17 protein-coding genes are annotated in these 15,841 nt (G+C 45.4%); 10 read left to right on the top strand and 7 right to left on the bottom strand.

The window, feature by feature from the left end; all coding sequences use genetic code 11:
- Positions 1-23: 23 nt before the first annotated feature.
- A complete protein-coding gene (padR, locus tag AC4CV5_RS15900) occupies positions 24-572 on the bottom strand; it encodes a transcriptional regulator PadR (RefSeq protein ID WP_019713666.1) in 549 nt (182 codons plus the stop codon).
- A gap of 289 nt (positions 573-861) precedes the next feature.
- Between padR and estB the strand changes: the two genes are divergently transcribed.
- The 3 genes from estB (at position 862) to bstA (ending at position 3,504) form a co-directional block, all read left to right on the top strand.
- The gene (gene estB / locus AC4CV5_RS15895; RefSeq protein ID WP_490923221.1) at positions 862-1,494 is read left to right on the top strand and encodes an esterase EstB; all 633 of its coding nucleotides are present in this window, start codon (positions 862-864) and stop codon (positions 1,492-1,494) included.
- Between the two features lie 220 nt (positions 1,495-1,714).
- Positions 1,715-2,803 carry an acyltransferase family protein gene (locus AC4CV5_RS15890; RefSeq protein ID WP_490923220.1) on the top strand — a complete coding sequence of 363 codons (1,089 nt, stop codon included), beginning with the start codon at positions 1,715-1,717 and terminating at the stop codon, positions 2,801-2,803.
- Positions 2,804-2,967: 164 nt separating this feature from the next.
- A complete protein-coding gene (gene bstA, locus AC4CV5_RS15885) occupies positions 2,968-3,504 on the top strand; it encodes a bacillithiol transferase BstA (protein WP_490923219.1) in 537 nt (178 codons plus the stop codon).
- Here bstA and AC4CV5_RS15880 read toward each other — a convergent pair.
- Together AC4CV5_RS15880 and AC4CV5_RS15875 are read right to left on the bottom strand one after the other, a co-directional pair.
- The gene (locus AC4CV5_RS15880; protein WP_490923218.1) at positions 3,501-5,057 is read right to left on the bottom strand and encodes an MFS transporter; all 1,557 of its coding nucleotides are present in this window, start codon (positions 5,055-5,057) and stop codon (positions 3,501-3,503) included. The genes bstA and AC4CV5_RS15880 overlap by 4 nt on opposite strands.
- A gap of 111 nt (positions 5,058-5,168) precedes the next feature.
- Complete coding sequence (locus tag AC4CV5_RS15875) at positions 5,169-5,651, bottom strand: MarR family transcriptional regulator (RefSeq protein WP_019713672.1); 483 nt, start codon at positions 5,649-5,651, stop codon at positions 5,169-5,171.
- Positions 5,652-5,825: 174 nt separating this feature from the next.
- On the opposite strand from AC4CV5_RS15875, the gene mprF reads away from it, so the two are divergent.
- Positions 5,826-8,396: a bifunctional lysylphosphatidylglycerol flippase/synthetase MprF gene (gene mprF / locus AC4CV5_RS15870; protein WP_490923217.1), complete on the top strand. Its 2,571-nt coding sequence runs from the start codon at positions 5,826-5,828 to the stop codon at positions 8,394-8,396.
- Positions 8,397-8,413: 17 nt separating this feature from the next.
- Here mprF and AC4CV5_RS15865 read toward each other — a convergent pair whose 3' ends face one another.
- Positions 8,414-9,391 (bottom strand): ABC transporter substrate-binding protein, encoded by a 978-nt coding sequence (locus tag AC4CV5_RS15865; protein ID WP_490923216.1) that lies wholly within the window; start codon positions 9,389-9,391, stop codon positions 8,414-8,416.
- A gap of 130 nt (positions 9,392-9,521) precedes the next feature.
- On the opposite strand from AC4CV5_RS15865, the gene AC4CV5_RS15860 reads away from it, so the two are divergent.
- The 4 genes from AC4CV5_RS15860 (at position 9,522) to AC4CV5_RS15845 (ending at position 13,218) form a co-directional block, all read left to right on the top strand.
- Positions 9,522-10,523 carry a FecCD family ABC transporter permease gene (locus tag AC4CV5_RS15860; RefSeq protein WP_490923215.1) on the top strand — a complete coding sequence of 334 codons (1,002 nt, stop codon included), beginning with the start codon at positions 9,522-9,524 and terminating at the stop codon, positions 10,521-10,523.
- Positions 10,520-11,551, top strand: coding sequence for a FecCD family ABC transporter permease (locus tag AC4CV5_RS15855; protein WP_490923213.1), 1,032 nt, complete (start codon positions 10,520-10,522; stop codon positions 11,549-11,551). The genes AC4CV5_RS15860 and AC4CV5_RS15855 overlap by 4 nt, the downstream gene beginning before the upstream one ends.
- Before the next feature lie 114 nt (positions 11,552-11,665).
- On the top strand, positions 11,666-12,547 hold the full coding sequence (locus AC4CV5_RS15850) for a PhzF family phenazine biosynthesis isomerase (protein ID WP_019713677.1): 882 nt from the start codon (positions 11,666-11,668) through the stop codon (positions 12,545-12,547).
- Positions 12,548-12,633: 86 nt separating this feature from the next.
- Positions 12,634-13,218, top strand: coding sequence for a nitroreductase family protein (locus AC4CV5_RS15845; protein WP_166853859.1), 585 nt, complete (start codon positions 12,634-12,636; stop codon positions 13,216-13,218).
- 38 nt (positions 13,219-13,256) lie between these two features.
- On the opposite strand, the gene AC4CV5_RS15840 is transcribed toward AC4CV5_RS15845, so the two are convergent.
- From AC4CV5_RS15840 to AC4CV5_RS15830, 3 genes are all read right to left on the bottom strand, one after another.
- Positions 13,257-13,448 (bottom strand): YfhD family protein, encoded by a 192-nt coding sequence (locus AC4CV5_RS15840; protein WP_148963659.1) that lies wholly within the window; start codon positions 13,446-13,448, stop codon positions 13,257-13,259.
- Between the two features lie 66 nt (positions 13,449-13,514).
- On the bottom strand, positions 13,515-13,625 hold the full coding sequence (locus tag AC4CV5_RS15835; protein WP_003223230.1) for a YfhE family protein: 111 nt from the start codon (positions 13,623-13,625) through the stop codon (positions 13,515-13,517).
- A 55-nt stretch (positions 13,626-13,680) separates the two neighbouring features.
- The gene (locus AC4CV5_RS15830) at positions 13,681-14,592 is read right to left on the bottom strand and encodes a TIGR01777 family oxidoreductase (protein WP_490923211.1); all 912 of its coding nucleotides are present in this window, start codon (positions 14,590-14,592) and stop codon (positions 13,681-13,683) included.
- 88 nt (positions 14,593-14,680) lie between these two features.
- Here AC4CV5_RS15830 and recX point away from each other — a divergent pair, with 88 nt between their 5' ends.
- Positions 14,681-15,472: a recombination regulator RecX gene (recX, locus tag AC4CV5_RS15825; RefSeq protein WP_019713681.1), complete on the top strand. Its 792-nt coding sequence runs from the start codon at positions 14,681-14,683 to the stop codon at positions 15,470-15,472.
- Positions 15,473-15,480: 8 nt separating this feature from the next.
- The gene (locus AC4CV5_RS15820) at positions 15,481-15,801 is read left to right on the top strand and encodes a YfhH family protein (RefSeq protein WP_166853856.1); all 321 of its coding nucleotides are present in this window, start codon (positions 15,481-15,483) and stop codon (positions 15,799-15,801) included.
- Positions 15,802-15,841: the final 40 nt, after the last annotated feature.

The following is a 15,841-nucleotide window of genomic DNA, read 5'->3' as shown; positions in this document are numbered from 1 at the left end:
GAGCAGCCTGAAGGCCGCTCCAGCTAATCCTCATCTATCATCGCTAAAATCGATTCCAGCCAAGAAACGTAAGTTTTTTCCCGCTCCAGCGCTTTTGTCAGCACGAGGTAGTGGCCGAAATCTGGTGAAGAAAACGACATCGGCTCCGCTGAAGCCATAAGCTTTTCATAGCTTCCCTGCAGATCTGACAGCTTGGCCTTGCGTTTCAGCAGCTGATCTGTGAACAAATCAGAAGCCTCCTGCCGCGATAGAGATGAAATGAAATAAGCCTTCAGCATAAATTCATCCTTCACCGTCTCCGGTATCGGCTGGTGGCGGATCAGCCAGTCATGCAGCTCCTGCTTTCCGCTGTCTGTCAGGGTGTACATCTTTTTCTCCAGCTTTGTGCCTTGAATTGTTGTCCGGAACGTGATAAACCCTTCATCCGTCAGCTTTTTGAGCTCAGGATAAATCTGGCTGTGCTTGGCGCTCCAAAATTGGCCGAGCTCCTCTTTAAAATAACTTGTAATATCATATCCGCTCAATTCGCCTTTTCGCAAAAGCCCTAATATGGCGTATTTTAATACTCTCATGCTATCCTCCGTGTCTATGGCTGTTTCGCAAAAAAGATGAGCCAGTGCTCATCTGTGATTCTAACTGCCTATTCCCCTTATTATAGAAAAGGGAGAAAGGGAACACAACCGGTCTACTTGTGAAATTAAGATAAAAGGGATGGAATGATTCAGGAGATATCGGATTCATCTTCATCCATCATATAAAAATGATTTATTTAAATTTAATTTTCTGAAAAAATATTAACAACATTGATTTTTTATGTATAATAGGAAATTGATGGTACAAACATTTTAAGGGGGAATGAACGTGAAAAAAATACTTTTTGCATCCGCTATCTGTTTATCGCTGATTCTATCTGTTCTAACTGCTCCGCCGTCAAGCGCAAAAGCTGAATCAGTACATAATCCTGTAGTTCTTGTTCATGGAATAAGCGGTGGCTCATACAACTTTTTCGCTATTAAAAACTACTTAATTTCTCAAGGCTGGCAAAGCAACAAACTGTATGCTATTGATTTTTATGATAAAACAGGGAACAACCTAAATAACGGCCCGCAGCTCGCTTCATATGTTGATCGCGTTTTAAAAGAAACGGGAGCCAAAAAAGTAGATATTGTGGCTCATAGTATGGGAGGCGCTAACACGCTGTACTATATTAAATATTTAGGCGGGGGCAATAAGATTCAAAATGTCGTAACACTTGGAGGGGCTAATGGTTTAGTGTCATCTGTTGCGCTCCCAGGTACAGACCCTAATCAAAAGATCCTCTATACATCTATTTACAGCCTAAATGATCAAATTGTAATCAATAGCTTGTCTCGGTTACAAGGGGCGAGAAACATCCAGCTTTATGGCATCGGCCATATTGGCTTGCTTTCTAATAGCCAAGTGAACGGCTATATCAAAGAAGGGCTGAATGGCGGAGGCCTTAATACAAATTAATATCTCTATAAAAAAACCTGCCGTCTCCGTTACAGCAGGTTTTTTGAGATTCTCTTAGCAATCTCGTATGAGAAAGATACACCAAAAAGTCAGGGATTTTGATAACCTTAGTCTATAATACATACCCCAATTTATGACATCAGGCACTTTTTCAAATAAGGCAGGCATGTTAAGGTACAACCATCGATTTCTAAAAATTTGAAATAAAAGGAGCGCTGTTATGCAAATTAAAGAAATTTTTATGATCCGCTGCATTTCGTGCTTAAGTGTCGTCCTGCTCCATATCATTTCAATGGTCCTGATGCTTCAGGCAGAGGCTCTCGCAAACATTTCTCACACCGTAGATTCTTTTCGCACACTCCTGATGTTCAGTACGCCTGCTTTCATTTTCATCTCTGAATTTCTGCTGGCCCGTTCTTATCCTGATGGGGTGCCGGACGGTTTTTTAAGGAAGCGGGGAAAAGTGATTTTCGTTCCTTTTTTATTTATCGCGGCCATCGATGCACTGCTGATGACCAGTGCGATGGGGGGAGAGGTAACCTTTCTCGCGATTGTGCAAAAATACCTGGCGAACGTATTGTTAGGAAACTTTATCGGATACTTCATTCTCGTCATCTTTCAATTTTACATTCTGCATATGATCTTTCATGAGTATTTGAAAAAAGCTTCGCCGAAATGGGTGCTGTCCATCTCATTTGTGGTGACAGCAGCTTATTTAAGCTATTTCTCAGCAGTCAGCCCAGCTCCTGCTTCAGAAGAGGGCGGGTCGTTTCCATTCTTCTGGGTTCCGTTCACAGGCTGGCTTTTCTACTTTTGTCTAGCCTACTATTGCGGAAAAGAGTACAAGCGTTTTTTAGCGCTGCTTGACCAATACCGCTGGGTGATATACGGCGCCGCGCTAGCTTCTGCTGCGCTGGTTGTCACTGTTTCTTATGTCGGTGAAATCGGCATGATCAGCTCGAAACGGCCTGATATCATGTTGTATTCGACAAGCATGATTTTCCTGTGCTTTCACTTGTTTTCTAAAATAAAGCATGTGCCGAAGATCATGATGTTTATCAGCAACTATTCATTTTCGATTTATCTGCTCCATGCCTATTTTATGATCATAGGCTACGTGTTACTGACAAACATGCCCGGAATTCCCGCCGTACCGGCTGTTCTCCTGTTGTTTGCCGTGTGCACAGCCGGCCCAATCCTGACCTCTTGGGCATTGAATCAATTCAAATACGGTTATCTATTTGTGGGGAAAATCTATCAGCCAAAACAGAAGAAAGTAACAGTAGAAATGCGTGATCACGCAGGATGAAAACAAGCGGCAGGAGAGAGGCTCCTGCCGCTTGTTTTATGTTTATTCAGTTTAAATAATGATTGCAATCCTCCATTCCTTTAACTTCAGCGGGTTTTAAATTATACAACGTGCACTTTTTCTTGTAAAATATAGGAGAAGATTGAACAGAAGGGAGTACATTCATGACAACAGCTAATCAAAGTTACCCAATAGGAGAATACACGCCGAGGGAATCCGTATCGAAGGAGCAAAAAGAAGAATGGATTCAAGCGCTTGAAGAAGTGCCGGCCAAACTGAAGCAAGCGGTTGAAGGCATGACAGACAGCCAGCTTGACACACCGTACCGAGACGGGGGATGGACTGTTCGGCAAGTTGTTCACCATCTGGCTGACAGCCATATGAACAGCTATATCCGCTTTAAATTGAGCTTGACGGAAGAGACACCGGCCATCCGTCCGTATAATGAAAAAGCGTGGTCGGAGCTAAAGGACTCCAAAACAGCAGAGCCGAGCGGTTCACTCGCGCTTTTGCAGGAGCTTCACGGGCGATGGACGGCTCTTCTCCGCACCCTGACGGATCAGCAATTTCAGCGCGGATTTTACCATCCCGATACAAAGGAGATCATGACCCTAGAGAACGCGCTCGGACTGTATGTCTGGCACTCACATCACCATATCGCTCATATTACGGAGCTTTCCAAACGGATGGGGTGGTCTTAACGCTTTTGCCGGCGGAAAGCCGGAAGAGTGATAGCAGCAATCACCAGCAGTGAAATCACAGCAGCCGCTGCATATAAATGATCATAGCCGCTGGCGACACTCGCATGAATGGCATCGCTTATCGCGGTTTTCACTTCAGGTACGGGAATGCGTTCGATTTGTTCTTGTAAGGAAGAAACATTAGAACTGTCGATCTCCGGAATCATCTGCATCGCCTGTTCCGAACGTCCGCTGTCCGATAAGCGGCTGCTAATCTCATCACCTATTTGATCAAACCCGGCTGTGATAAAACCTGCATAAAGAGTAGGCGCCAATGTCAGTCCAATTTGCCTTACTAATGAAAGAGTGCCAAGCGCTGTTCCCTTATTGGTTTTAGCCGCTTCTGATACAAGGACGTTCAGCGGCGCGCCTAACAGAAAGCCAAAACCGATCCCAGCTGCCACACTTGCGATCACAAACTCCCATTTGTCCGTCACCCAGAGCGGAAATAAAGCAAATCCCGCACATGAAATGATTCCCGAAAGAACAACGGTTTTTACCGGTCCTTTCTTGTCGGTGAGCGCTCCGCCAAGCCAAGCGCCGATGCCGGAAGCTAACGCAAGCGGTGTCATCCAATAGCCTGCTTTTGCAGCAGGGACACCCAAATACTGCTCAACATATGACGGGATAAAAATGACCGCCGCCAAAAGTCCCCCGGATAACAAACCGATGATAAGCGTGCGCTGAAACATTTGGTTCCGCAGCAGAGAATACGCCAAAATCGGATCGCCCCCGCGCATTTCAACCCTCTTTTCAAACGAGATAAGCGCTGCAAAACAGAGAATGCCAAAAACAATACACCCATAAACCGCCGGATTTCCCAAGCTGTTTAAGAGATTTGCCCCGTCAAGATTCGTCATGCCGTACATCACAGCTAAAATCGACAGGGACAGAAGGAAGATTCCTGCCGTATCGAGGCGCTTAGCCTCAGGCGCTTTTGTTTCCGCAATAAAACATGCACCGAAAACAACCAATAGCGCCGCAATCGGCAAATTAATCAAAAACAGCCAATGCCAAGAACCAGTCCAATCAAGCAGAAAGCTTCCGATATTCGGCCCGAGCACAGCGGCCATCCCGTTCATTGCGCCAAGCAGCCCAAGTGCTTTTCCCTGTTTTTCCTTTGGAAGGGTAGCGAGAATGTGAGAGCTTCCGATAATGAAAATCCCGCCGCCCCCAAGCGCCTGAATCAGCCGTGAGACCAGAAAGAGCGGGAAGCTTTGGCTCAAAGCAACAAGCAAGGAACCAAGTCCGAACAGGCAAACCTCAATGAGGAAAAGTTTCTTTCTGCCGTAGCGGTCAGAAAGCTTTCCGACAATCGGCACACTGACGCTAAGACCAAGCGTATAAAGAGTAATGCCCCATGATCCCCAGGAAGGAGAAACGGCAAACGACTCGTTTATCGTTGTTAAAGCAGCAGAAATAATTCCGTTATCCAGTGCAGCCATAAACACACCAATCGTAAACAGGCTGATTGCCCACTTTTGGCTTTTCTGCTCTGTCAATACATCAGGCATATTCATCAACCTCCTTTTTTGTTCACTTTAAATATATTATTCATTTTAAATGAACTAAATGTCAAATAAAAAAAGCCTGCCCCGCGGTTTGCGGATGACAGACTTACAGATTTATTCCTTTTTCGCTTTCTCTAATGCTCTTGAAAGGATAGACAGCCCTTCGGAGACAGCCTGCTTTTCTTCAGGGGACAGCAGCTCCAATGAACGCTTCAATTTCAGATGGCCCTTTTCATAAAGCCCCCGAAAAATATTTTTTGCATTCTCCGTCAACTGAACAACTACTGAACGGCGATCCTCTTCAGAATGTGAGCGTTTGACAAACCCTGATTTCTCAAGGCGGTCAAGCAGTCCTGTTGTATTGGACAGGGAAGCTCCCATTTTTTCTGCAATGTCGCTGACCTTCAGTGTTCCATGGTTGTTTAACAGCATCATCACTTTCATTTGCGGCATGCTCATATCCAGCTTCATCCACTCGGACACATCACCAAGACCTGCAGAGGTTAGTACTTTCATATAGAGCACCCATATTTCCCGTTCCTCAGATGAAAGAATGTCTTCGTTTAATACCGTTGTATCATGTAGATTGTATTCCATGTCATCACTTCCTCATCATTCACTCCTCTTACCATATTACTCGATTTCCACTCCTGAAAGAAAGTAAGCAGAAATGTATGCGGGACTTTGTCCGAAAAATAACGGTAGTGTATAATGAGTTGGAGATTATTGGGGGGGGAAGAAGTTCGAACTAGATTATGATTGGAGAGACCATTGCTGATTAAAAAGAATGCTTTATCAATTTTAAAAATCGTTTTTCCTATTGCTGTTTTATTATTTGTTATTTATCAATCGAAAAAAGAACTGACAAATCTGTCATTCAAACGCACGCTCATGGTCATCAACGGGCTTGAGCGAACGGACTTATTCATCCTTGTATTGGTCGGCTTGCTGGCTGTTGCAGCCATGTCACTGTATGATTACGTCCTGAAATACTCACTGCGCCTATCGATCACAAACGGAAAGGTATTCAGGGTTTCCTGGATCGCCAATTCATTTAATAACGTCCTGGGATTCGGCGGATTAGCCGGAGTCGGGTTAAGAATGATGTTTTATAAAGAGCATACGAAAGACCATAAGGCGCTCGTCAAAGGAATCGCCTGGCTTACATCATCTATGCTGCTTGGGTTATCTGTTTTCAGCATTTTCGTCGCCGCACGAGTGCTGCCAGTGGATGAAGTGATGAATGAAAAGCCTTGGCTGTGGGCAGTCGTTATCGGTTTCGCACTGATTTTGCCGCTATCCTTGACGGTGTCCAAAATGAAAGGACGCAAAGCCGGGGACGAAGAAAATGCGGACAAGGTGAGAAATCCGATTTTCGCTTATGTCGGCGCTTCCGTTGCCGAATGGCTTATGGCGGGAATTGTCATCTATTTGTCTTTGTTCGCTATGGGCATTCATGCTGATATCAGGTTTGTGTTCGGAGTGTTCGTCATTGCGGCGATTGGAGGAATGATCAGCCTCGTGCCGGGCGGCTTCGGCTCGTTTGACCTTTTGTTTTTGCTCGGGATGGAGCAGCTTGGCTATCATCAGGAGGCCATTGTTACTTCTATTGTTTTGTACAGGCTCGTCTATTCATTTATCCCATTTGTTTTGGGACTGTTCTTTGCTGCCGGCGACCTGACCGAAAATACAATGAAGCGGCTCGAAACGAACCCGCGGATCGCACCGGCAATTGAGACGACAAATGTTCTGCTTGTCGTACAGCGGGCGATATTAGTGAAAATTTTGCAAGGCTCACTTTCGCTTATTGTGTTCGTTGCAGGCCTGATAGTTCTGGCTTCAGTATCCTTGCCGATTGACAGGCTGACCGTCATACCGCACATTCCGCGCCCGGCTCTTTTGCTGTTCAATGGCCTGTCCTTAAGCTCAGCGCTCATTCTGCTGATTTTGCCGATCGAGCTTTATAAACGGACAAAACGCTCCTATACGATGGCCATTACAGCGCTTGTCGGCGGCTTTGTGTTCAGCTTTTTAAAAGGACTTAACATCAGTGCGATATTCGTACTGCCGATGATTATCGTATTGCTTGTGCTGTTAAAAAAACAATTTGTCCGAGAACAGGCATCCTATACGCTGGGACAATTGATATTCGCTGTGGCGCTGTTTACCGTGGCACTCTTTAACTACAATCTGATCGCGGGCTTCATTTGGGACCGGATGAAAAAGGTGATGCATCACGAATATTTCGTCCACAGCACCTCGCACATTACCCATGCAACCATCATGGCGATCATCATTGTGCCGCTGTTCTTCTTAATTTTTACAGTGGTGTATCATAATAGAACGAAACCAATCGGAGAGAAAGCAGACCCTGAGCATCTTGCTGCGTTTCTCAATGAAAAAGGCGGCAACGCGCTGAGCCATCTCGGCTATCTTGGAGATAAGCGGTTTTATTTTTCAAGTGATGGCAATGCACTTCTTTTGTTCGGAAAAATCGCCAGAAGACTGGTCGTGCTCGGAGATCCGTCAGGCCAAAGAGAATCGTTCCCGCTTGTACTGGAAGAATTTCTGAACGAAGCGCATCAGAAGGGATTCAGTGTTCTGTTCTATCAAATTGAGCGAGAGGATATGGCGCTGTATCACGATTTTGGCTATAACTTCTTTAAGCTGGGCGAAGAAGCCTATGTGGACTTAGACACATTTACCCTGACAGGGAAGAAAAAAGCCGGCCTTCGGGCAATCAATAACCGATTTGAGCGGGAGGAATATACCTTCCATGTGGATCATCCCCCATTTTCTGATGTGTTTTTGGAGGAGCTGAAACAAATCTCAGATGAATGGCTCGGCTCGAAAAAGGAGAAGGGATTCTCGCTCGGATTTTTTGATCCCTCCTATTTACAGAAAGCGCCGATTGCCTACATGAAAAATGCAGAAGGAGAGATCGTTGCATTTGCAAATGTCATGCCGATGTATCAGGAAGGAGAGATATCAGTCGATCTGATGCGCTACCGTGACGACGCCCCGAACGGCATTATGGACGCATTATTCATCCGTATGTTTTTATGGGCGAAGGAGGAAGGCTGCTCGTCGTTTAACATGGGAATGGCGCCCTTGGCCAATGTCGGCACCGCCTTTACATCCTTCTGGTCAGAAAGATTTGCCGCTGTCATTTTTAATAATGTCAGATACATGTACAGCTTTAGCGGTCTCAGGGCCTTTAAAGAAAAATACAAACCGGAATGGCGCGGCAAATACTTGGCGTACCGGAAAAACAGATCTCTTTCCGTCACTATGTTCCTCGTCACGCGGCTGATCGGTAAAAGCAAAAAAGACTCCGTCTAACCAGACGGAGTCTTTTTTTATTTCGTTTTTAAGAAATAGGTTTCAATATCATCAAGCAGATAGGTTGCGGCTTTAATTCCGCCTGCGGTTGTCCATACGACGTCGTCGACTTCATGGGCGTTACCGGACTTCACGGCCTTCAGGTTTTTCCATAGTGAACTGCTTGTCCACTGATTGGCCCATTTTTCATTTTCTTTTGCATTATCGGCTTTATATGTGAAATAAAAAAGCACATCGGCATCCATATCAGGAATGGACTCTTTACTGTCTGTTGAGAACGTAAATTGGTCCTTCTGTTTCTTGAACAGCTCCACCTGTTTTTCAGGGCGCTTGAATCCAAGCTGGTCTAAAATAATCCCAGAAAATGAATCGGTATAATAAATTCTTGACTCGCCGGATAAAAAGCGTACGACAGAAACTGTTTTGTTTGTCTGATCGCCAAGCTTGTCTTTCAAATCAGAAACGCGTTTATCAAAGTCGGCAATGACTTCCTTGCCTTTATCCGCCCTATTCACCGCGTTGGCGTATAGAGTCAGGTTATCCTTCCAGTTCCCAGCCAAAGATTTAGCGAAAACGGTCGGCGCAATCGCATTTAACTGATCATAAATTTTTTCCTGGCGCACTTTGTTTCCAATAATCAAATCAGGCTTTAATTCTGCGATGGCTTCCACATTCGGTTCCGTTTCAAGACCGACGTTTTTAACACCTTTCATGTCATCTTTCAGATAGTCATACCACGGGTCGCCCTTCCATGACTTTACGGCTCCGACCGGCTTAATGCCAAGCGCTAAGAGCGCCTCTGTTCCTTCATTTGTTAAAACAACAATCCGTTTTGGATTGGCGGGAATGTTGTCTGATGTCCCCATTGCATGTTTGACCGTTCTTGTTTTGCTGCTTGACCCCTCGCTGTTGCTTGAACTTTCTGAACTATTACAGGCAGAAAGTACCATAACGGCCATTAAAATTACGAATAGCATGCTGATATGCTTTTTCATCTTTTTCCTCCCAATATTGAAATTCATTATCATTTAGATCATAATAAGCAGTGTTAAGAGTGTCAATCCCTAATTGAGGATTATTCTCAAAAACAAACATTACATAGTAAATAACTAGGAGAATTAGATCATGATCTGCAAAAAGGCATCTTCAAAATGGATTGTGTTAGTATGTCTGATTTTCATTTTACTGGCGGCTGTCTGCGCAAGCGTCGTCTACGGCTATACAGGGACGTCATGGAGACAGGTCTATCAGGCGTTTACTTCCTTCAACGGAACAAATGAGCATGTCATCATCAAAGATGTCAGGCTTCCGCGCGCTTTGGTTGCGACAGTCGTCGGCGCCTCGCTTGCAGCTGCGGGCGCTCTCATGCAGGCGCTCACAAAAAATCCGCTTGCGTCACCGGGGATTTTCGGAATTAACGCCGGTGCCGGCTTTTTTATTGTTGCCGGCTCGTTTTTTCTGCATATTCAATCACCTCAGGCACTAGTATGGAGCTCGTTTCTCGGGGCTACATTTACCGCCGCGATCGTCTATGCCGCAGGCTCGCTTGGAAGGGAAGGGCTGACGCCAATTAAACTGACGCTGGCGGGAGCCGCCATGGCGGCCATGTTTTCTTCTCTGACACAAGGCTTGCTTTCTGTCAATGAACTCGAGCTTGCTCAAGTGCTTTTTTGGCTGACCGGCTCTGTGCAGGGCAGGAGTCTGGATCTGTTGATGACAATGCTCCCATATGCGGCAGCAGCGCTTGTGATCAGCTTGTTCCTTGGCCAAAAAATCAATCTCCTCGTCATGGGGGAAGATGTGGCAAAAGGACTCGGCCAAAAAACAGGCCTCCTGAAATTTGTGATGGCGCTTTGTGTTGTCTTGCTTGCCGGATCTGCTGTCGCCATTGCCGGGCCGATTTCATTTATTGGCATCATTATTCCGCATTTTGCCCGATTTATCGTCGGCAATGATTATCGCTGGATTCTGCCGTTTTCCGCTGTTTTGGGTGCGTTTTTGCTTGTTGCCGCGGATATCGGGGCGCGATATATCATTATGCCTCAGGAAGTTCCTGTTGGGGTCATGACAGCCATCATCGGTATGCCTGTATTTGTGTACATCGCAAGGAGGGGGGCTAAACTATGAAACTTCGTTTTGGCGTTACCGGGGCTGAAAAGAAAGCATGGATTGTCTTTTTTGTTTTACTGGGATTAACAGCGGCTGTACTAGTGATAAGCGCCGGTCTTGGACAAAGATTTATTCCTCCCTGGGATGTAGCAAAAACATTCTTTGGTGCAGGTTCAAAGCTGGATGAATTGATGGTTATGTCGTTCCGCATGCCAAGAATTTTGACCGCTTTATGCGCCGGCGTCTGCCTGGCGGCGGCAGGCGCGATATTGCAGGGGCTCGTCAGAAACCCTCTCGCATCACCGGATATTATCGGAATAACAGGAGGAGCGGCAGTAGCAGTCGTGCTTTTGATGATGTTCTTCTCGGATCGCAGCAGTTCACTTACGATCAGTCTGTCATGGCTTCCGGCGGCCGCATTTATCGGTGCCTCAGCTGTTGGACTCATCGTCTATTTACTGGCATACAAAAATGGTGCCTCCACATTTCGGCTGGTGCTTATCGGAATCGGATTTTCAATGTCGGCGCAAGCGATGACTACCCTGCTGATGATCAAAGGGCCAATTTATCGAGCATCGCAAGCCAATGTGTATATTACCGGGTCAGTTTATGGGTCAAATTGGCAGCATGTAAAGATAGCTATAATTTTATCTGTCATTCTCTTATTTATTTGTTTTATCGCGCTGAAAAATATGAATATACAGGTGCTGGGCGAGGATATTGCGGCCGGTGCCGGAAGTGCCGTGCAGCGAAATCGTTTTTTCTTGCTGCTTTTGAGTACGGCTCTTACGGGCTGTGCAGTTTCGGTTGCAGGCACAATCGGTTTTGTCGGGCTGATGGCTCCTCACATTGCAAGACGCCTCGTCGGCTCGTCTTACGGCGCGCTGCTTCCGGCGTCGGCACTCATCGGAGCATTGCTCGTCTTAACAGCTGACATCGTCGGCAGAACCTTATTTGCTCCGGTGGAAGTGCCAGCCGGCGTTTTTACAGCGGCTATCGGCGCCCCTTATTTTATTTATTTGCTTTATAAAACGAGAAACTCTTGATCGTTACTCCCATTTTCTAAAAAAGGAAAATGGGTTTTTCTGATAATGACTGAAAATTCATAACTATTTTTGCTATACTGACAGAGACATTGATAAAGAAAGGGCGGCAGACAAGTGAAAGAAATAGAGGTATTAAAATATGAAGCATTCACAAGCAGTCCCGGTAAAGGAAACCCCGCAGGCGTCGTATTGAAGGGGGACGATTATACTGAAGAAGAGATGCAGGCCATAGCTGAGCGTGCCGGATATTCAGAAACCTCCTTTATCCGGAAAAGCGAGTCGGCTGATCTTGAACTCCGTTACTTTACCCCTGGACACGAAATGAATTTGTGCGGTCATGCAACAGTCGCTTCTCTTTACGCATTATGTGAAAAAGGAATGCTGAAGAGCGGTAAAACGTACAGCATCCAGACAAAAGCCGGTATCCTGCCTGTGAAGATTTCTGAAAAAGATGGCCGCATTCATATCACGCTTGAACAGGCTTCTCCGCAATTCAAACCATTTACAGGCGATCGAAAAAAACTTGCGGGCGCATTGGGAATCACGGAAGAAGATTTTCATGAAGACCTTCCGATTGTGTTTGGCAGCACTGGCATATGGACAGCCATCATTCCGCTTGCATCATTAGAGGCCTCCAAAAAAATGGTGCCTGATAACAAACAATTTCCAGAGGTTTTAGTTGATCTGCCAAAGGCTTCTGTCCACCCGTTTACCTATGAAACCATTCATCCCGACAGCGACCTGCATGGACGCCACTTTTCATCACCATATTCGGGAACGATAGAAGACCCTGTAACGGGCACAGCATCTGGTGTGATGGGGGCTTATATGAAACAGTACGGCAATACCGAGCAGCGTGAATTTATCATTGAACAAGGGCAGGAAATAGGAAAAGACGGTAAAGTAGAAATTGAAATAAACGAAGATGGTGATCATGTGAAAGTAAACATGACTGGAACGGCTGTATACTCAGAAACCCGTATTCTGAAAATCTAATACGGATGATGGTTTACAAAAAGATGCACTTTCCGTTATCATTATGAATGATAATCATTTTCAATTGCTTAGGAAGGTGAGACGGTATGCCTCAAACCGAACAGATACATCAACATTCAGCACTGCGGGACATCATACGCAGCAGAAGATCGATTCGAAAATTTAAACAAGATCCAGTGCCTTCAGCAGTCATTCTTGACATGCTTGAAACGGCAAAATATGCGCCAAATCACAGAGTGACAGAGCCATGGAGATTTATTTACGTTTCCAGTGAGACAGGAAAAGCAAACCTGATCAACACATTTGCAGCATTCTCTAAGAGATCCAAGCCGGATCTGACAGAGGAAAAGCTTCAAAATTTCAAAAACACACTCGGACGCGTTCCGGGATTTCTGCTCGTTGTATTTCAAGAAGATGAAAACGAAAGAGCGCGAGACGATGATTTTGCGGCAACGAGCTCATTGATTCAAAATCTTCAGCTTCTTGCCTGGGAAAAAGGAATCGGCATGGTTTGGAAAAGCGGAAAAATCCTTTACGACAAAGAAGTCCATCAGGCCTTTGGTTTACAGGATAATGAACGATTCGCCGCCATCATACAAACGGGCTATCCTGACGAAGCACCGGAAGTGAAAAAACGCACGCCGATCCGTGAACGGTTCACCGACATGTAAAAAACCCCCTGTCTCAAACGGAGACAAGGGTTTTTTCATTAACGAGTTTTCTTTTTCGCTCTGTTATCTGCTGCTTTCGCACGCTCTTGCGCTTCGCGGTCATCCGCATCAGCAAGCTCGCTTGAATATTCTTCGTAAACGCCGTCAGTTTCCCTTTTTAATGCGTCGGGAACTTGAGGAAGTTTTTGTTTGTTTTTATCACGGTTTTTGTGGATATGATTTCTGCCCATATCAAATTCCCCCTAAAAAGTGATATCAAACAAACATAGTATCTGGCAATAAGGGGTTATGTATTCCTACTTCCGCTTAGCAGCTTTTTCCGCTTTTTTAAATTCGCCTGAATAAAGAACTTCCTGCATTTTCTTCAGGTTGGCGCCTTGCTGATGCTTCTCCCTCTTCTTTTCCATAAAAAAGGACCTCCTTCAACCATGTTATTCTTAAGGTTGACGCTTCCTTCCGTTTTTATACAGCCTTTCGTTCCGTTATCAGCTGTGAGAGTGCAAATTCAAGATCCGAATATGTAAAACGAAATCCAGAGGTCATCGCTTTTTTAGGCAGAGCACGCTGGCCTTTCACAATCAGAAGACTCATTTCACCCAATACTTTTGATAACAAGAATTCTGGAACGGGAAGCCAGTGTGGGCGGTGCTTCACCAGTGCAATCGTTTTTCCGAATTGCTTCATTTCCACAGGGTTGGGCGCGGTGACATTCATGGGCCCTGAGATGCCGGTGTTTTCGATCGCATATCGGATCAGTTGGGCCGCGTCCTCGACATGAATCCATGACAGCCATTGTCTGCCCGTTCCGATCGTTCCGCCGGCCAGAAGCTTATAGGGAAGAACCATGAGGGGCAGAGCTCCTTTTTCGCCAAGCATCACGCCAAATCTCGCATAAACCGTCCGGATGCCCAATGCCTCAATTTTCTGTCCTTCCTTTTCCCACACATGTGCAGTATGGCTGAGAAAATCCTCATCTGACGTTGCAGAATCCTCTGTGAAAGTTTTTTCAAGACTTGTGCCGTAAATGCCCACGGCACTGGCCTGGATTAGCGTATTGGGTTTTTCCTTCTGTTTACGAATAAGCCGCTGCACTTCACGCGTCGCATTGATACGGCTGGAGAGAATGTGCTGCTTCGTTTTTTCTGTCCAGCGGCCAAAAATCGATTTTCCCGCAAGGTTTACCCAGACATCAATATGAGGAAGTTCCTGCTCCGGCTCGGCTCCTTCCGTCAGCCATTGGACATATGTGATATTTTTTTGTTCAGTTTCCCTTGCGTTTCTTGATAAAATATAAACATGGTGTCCCTGACTGGTAAGAACGCCCGTCAGATGCTGGCCGAGAAAACCGGTTCCGCCCGTCATTGCTATATTCATGATTATCTCTCCTCATTGTTCTAATAAATATACTTTACCTCATTTTAATAAGTGAAAACGCGTTTCAGGCCTGAGAAGGGAGATTAAGATGCCATTTATTACAAAAATATCTACGCAAAAAAAGAATACGGAACGCTTCAATATCTTTCTGGATGAAAAATACGCCTTCAGTGTGGACGCGGACGTGCTCGTGAAATTTGAGCTTGAAAAGGGAAAAGAGCTTGATGACCTTGACATCATTGAGATTCAATACGGGGACGAAGTGAAAAAAGGCTTCAACCGTGCGCTTGATTTTTTATCCTACCGAATGAGGTCAACGAAAGAGGTAGAGGACCACTTAAAGAAAAAAGAAACATCGGCGCCCGTCATTGCGGAAGTCATCCATAAGCTCAACGACTATAAGTACTTAAACGACCAGGAATTTGCCGCGGCCTATGTCAGCACCCATAAAAAAACGAACGGAAAAGGCCCTGACGTTTTGTTCAGAGAGCTGAGAGCGAAGGGGATCGATGACGATACAATTAAGGAGGCGCTGAGTTCCTTTTCCTTTGAAGATCAGACGAGAGAAGCGGTCAAGCATGTTGAAAAGCTTCTCAAAAAAGATAAAAAACTTTCGACGAAAGAACTCAAACAGCGCGCCCAGATGCAGCTTCAGCGCAAGGGCTTCTCATTTGATGTCATCAGCGCGGCGCTTGAGCAGATTGAGTATGAAAATGATGAAGACACAGAGAAAGAAGCGCTGCGCCTTCACGCTGAAAAAGCGTTTAGAAAATATCGCTATGACGGCTCATATGAAAGCGCCATGAAGGTCAAACAATTTTTATTCCGTAAAGGATTCTCACTCGATTTAATCGAGCAATTTCTGCAGGAAGAGGAGTAGCTGAAAAAATGGAGAAACGATACAGTCAAATGACACAGCACGAACTCAATACCGAAATCGCATCACTTTCAGAAAAAGCAAGAAAAGCCGAACAGCATGGAATCATAAACGAACTGGCAGTGCTCGAACGGAAAATTACGATGGCAAAAGCATATTTGCTCAACCCGGAAGATTTCTCACTGGGAGAAACGTATCGCGTGGAAGACTCTGAAGACGAGTTTACCATCAGCTATTTAAATGGCGTTTTCGCATGGGGATACAGAACCTCGTCCCCACAACAAGAAGAAGCGCTGCCAATCTCAGTATTGCAACAAAAGAAGCAAGTGTAACAGGGAGGCTGAATATCAGCCTCTTTTTTATGTGCAGCAC

Source organism: Bacillus sp. NS1, assembly GCF_058248265.1.
The sequence above is the reverse complement of the archived record's forward strand: the minus strand, read 5'-3'. Positions and strand labels throughout refer to the sequence as shown.

Excerpts from the sequence above, each read along its gene's own strand:
- padR (WP_019713666.1), bottom strand. The coding sequence starts at position 572 with ATGAGAGTATTAAAATACGCCATATTAGGGCTTTTGCGAAAAGGCGAA.
- AC4CV5_RS15890 (WP_490923220.1), top strand. The coding sequence starts at position 1,715 with ATGCAAATTAAAGAAATTTTTATGATCCGCTGCATTTCGTGCTTAAGT.
- bstA (WP_490923219.1), top strand. The coding sequence starts at position 2,968 with ATGACAACAGCTAATCAAAGTTACCCAATAGGAGAATACACGCCGAGG.
- AC4CV5_RS15880 (WP_490923218.1), bottom strand. The coding sequence starts at position 5,057 with ATGCCTGATGTATTGACAGAGCAGAAAAGCCAAAAGTGGGCAATCAGC.
- AC4CV5_RS15875 (WP_019713672.1), bottom strand. The coding sequence starts at position 5,651 with ATGGAATACAATCTACATGATACAACGGTATTAAACGAAGACATTCTT.
- AC4CV5_RS15865 (WP_490923216.1), bottom strand. The coding sequence starts at position 9,391 with ATGAAAAAGCATATCAGCATGCTATTCGTAATTTTAATGGCCGTTATG.
- AC4CV5_RS15860 (WP_490923215.1), top strand. The coding sequence starts at position 9,522 with ATGATCTGCAAAAAGGCATCTTCAAAATGGATTGTGTTAGTATGTCTG.
- AC4CV5_RS15855 (WP_490923213.1), top strand. The coding sequence starts at position 10,520 with ATGAAACTTCGTTTTGGCGTTACCGGGGCTGAAAAGAAAGCATGGATT.
- AC4CV5_RS15845 (WP_166853859.1), top strand. The coding sequence starts at position 12,634 with ATGCCTCAAACCGAACAGATACATCAACATTCAGCACTGCGGGACATC.
- AC4CV5_RS15840 (WP_148963659.1), bottom strand. The coding sequence starts at position 13,448 with ATGGGCAGAAATCATATCCACAAAAACCGTGATAAAAACAAACAAAAA.
- AC4CV5_RS15835 (WP_003223230.1), bottom strand. The coding sequence starts at position 13,625 with ATGGAAAAGAAGAGGGAGAAGCATCAGCAAGGCGCCAACCTGAAGAAA.
- AC4CV5_RS15830 (WP_490923211.1), bottom strand. The coding sequence starts at position 14,592 with ATGAATATAGCAATGACGGGCGGAACCGGTTTTCTCGGCCAGCATCTG.
- recX (WP_019713681.1), top strand. The coding sequence starts at position 14,681 with ATGCCATTTATTACAAAAATATCTACGCAAAAAAAGAATACGGAACGC.
- AC4CV5_RS15820 (WP_166853856.1), top strand. The coding sequence starts at position 15,481 with ATGGAGAAACGATACAGTCAAATGACACAGCACGAACTCAATACCGAA.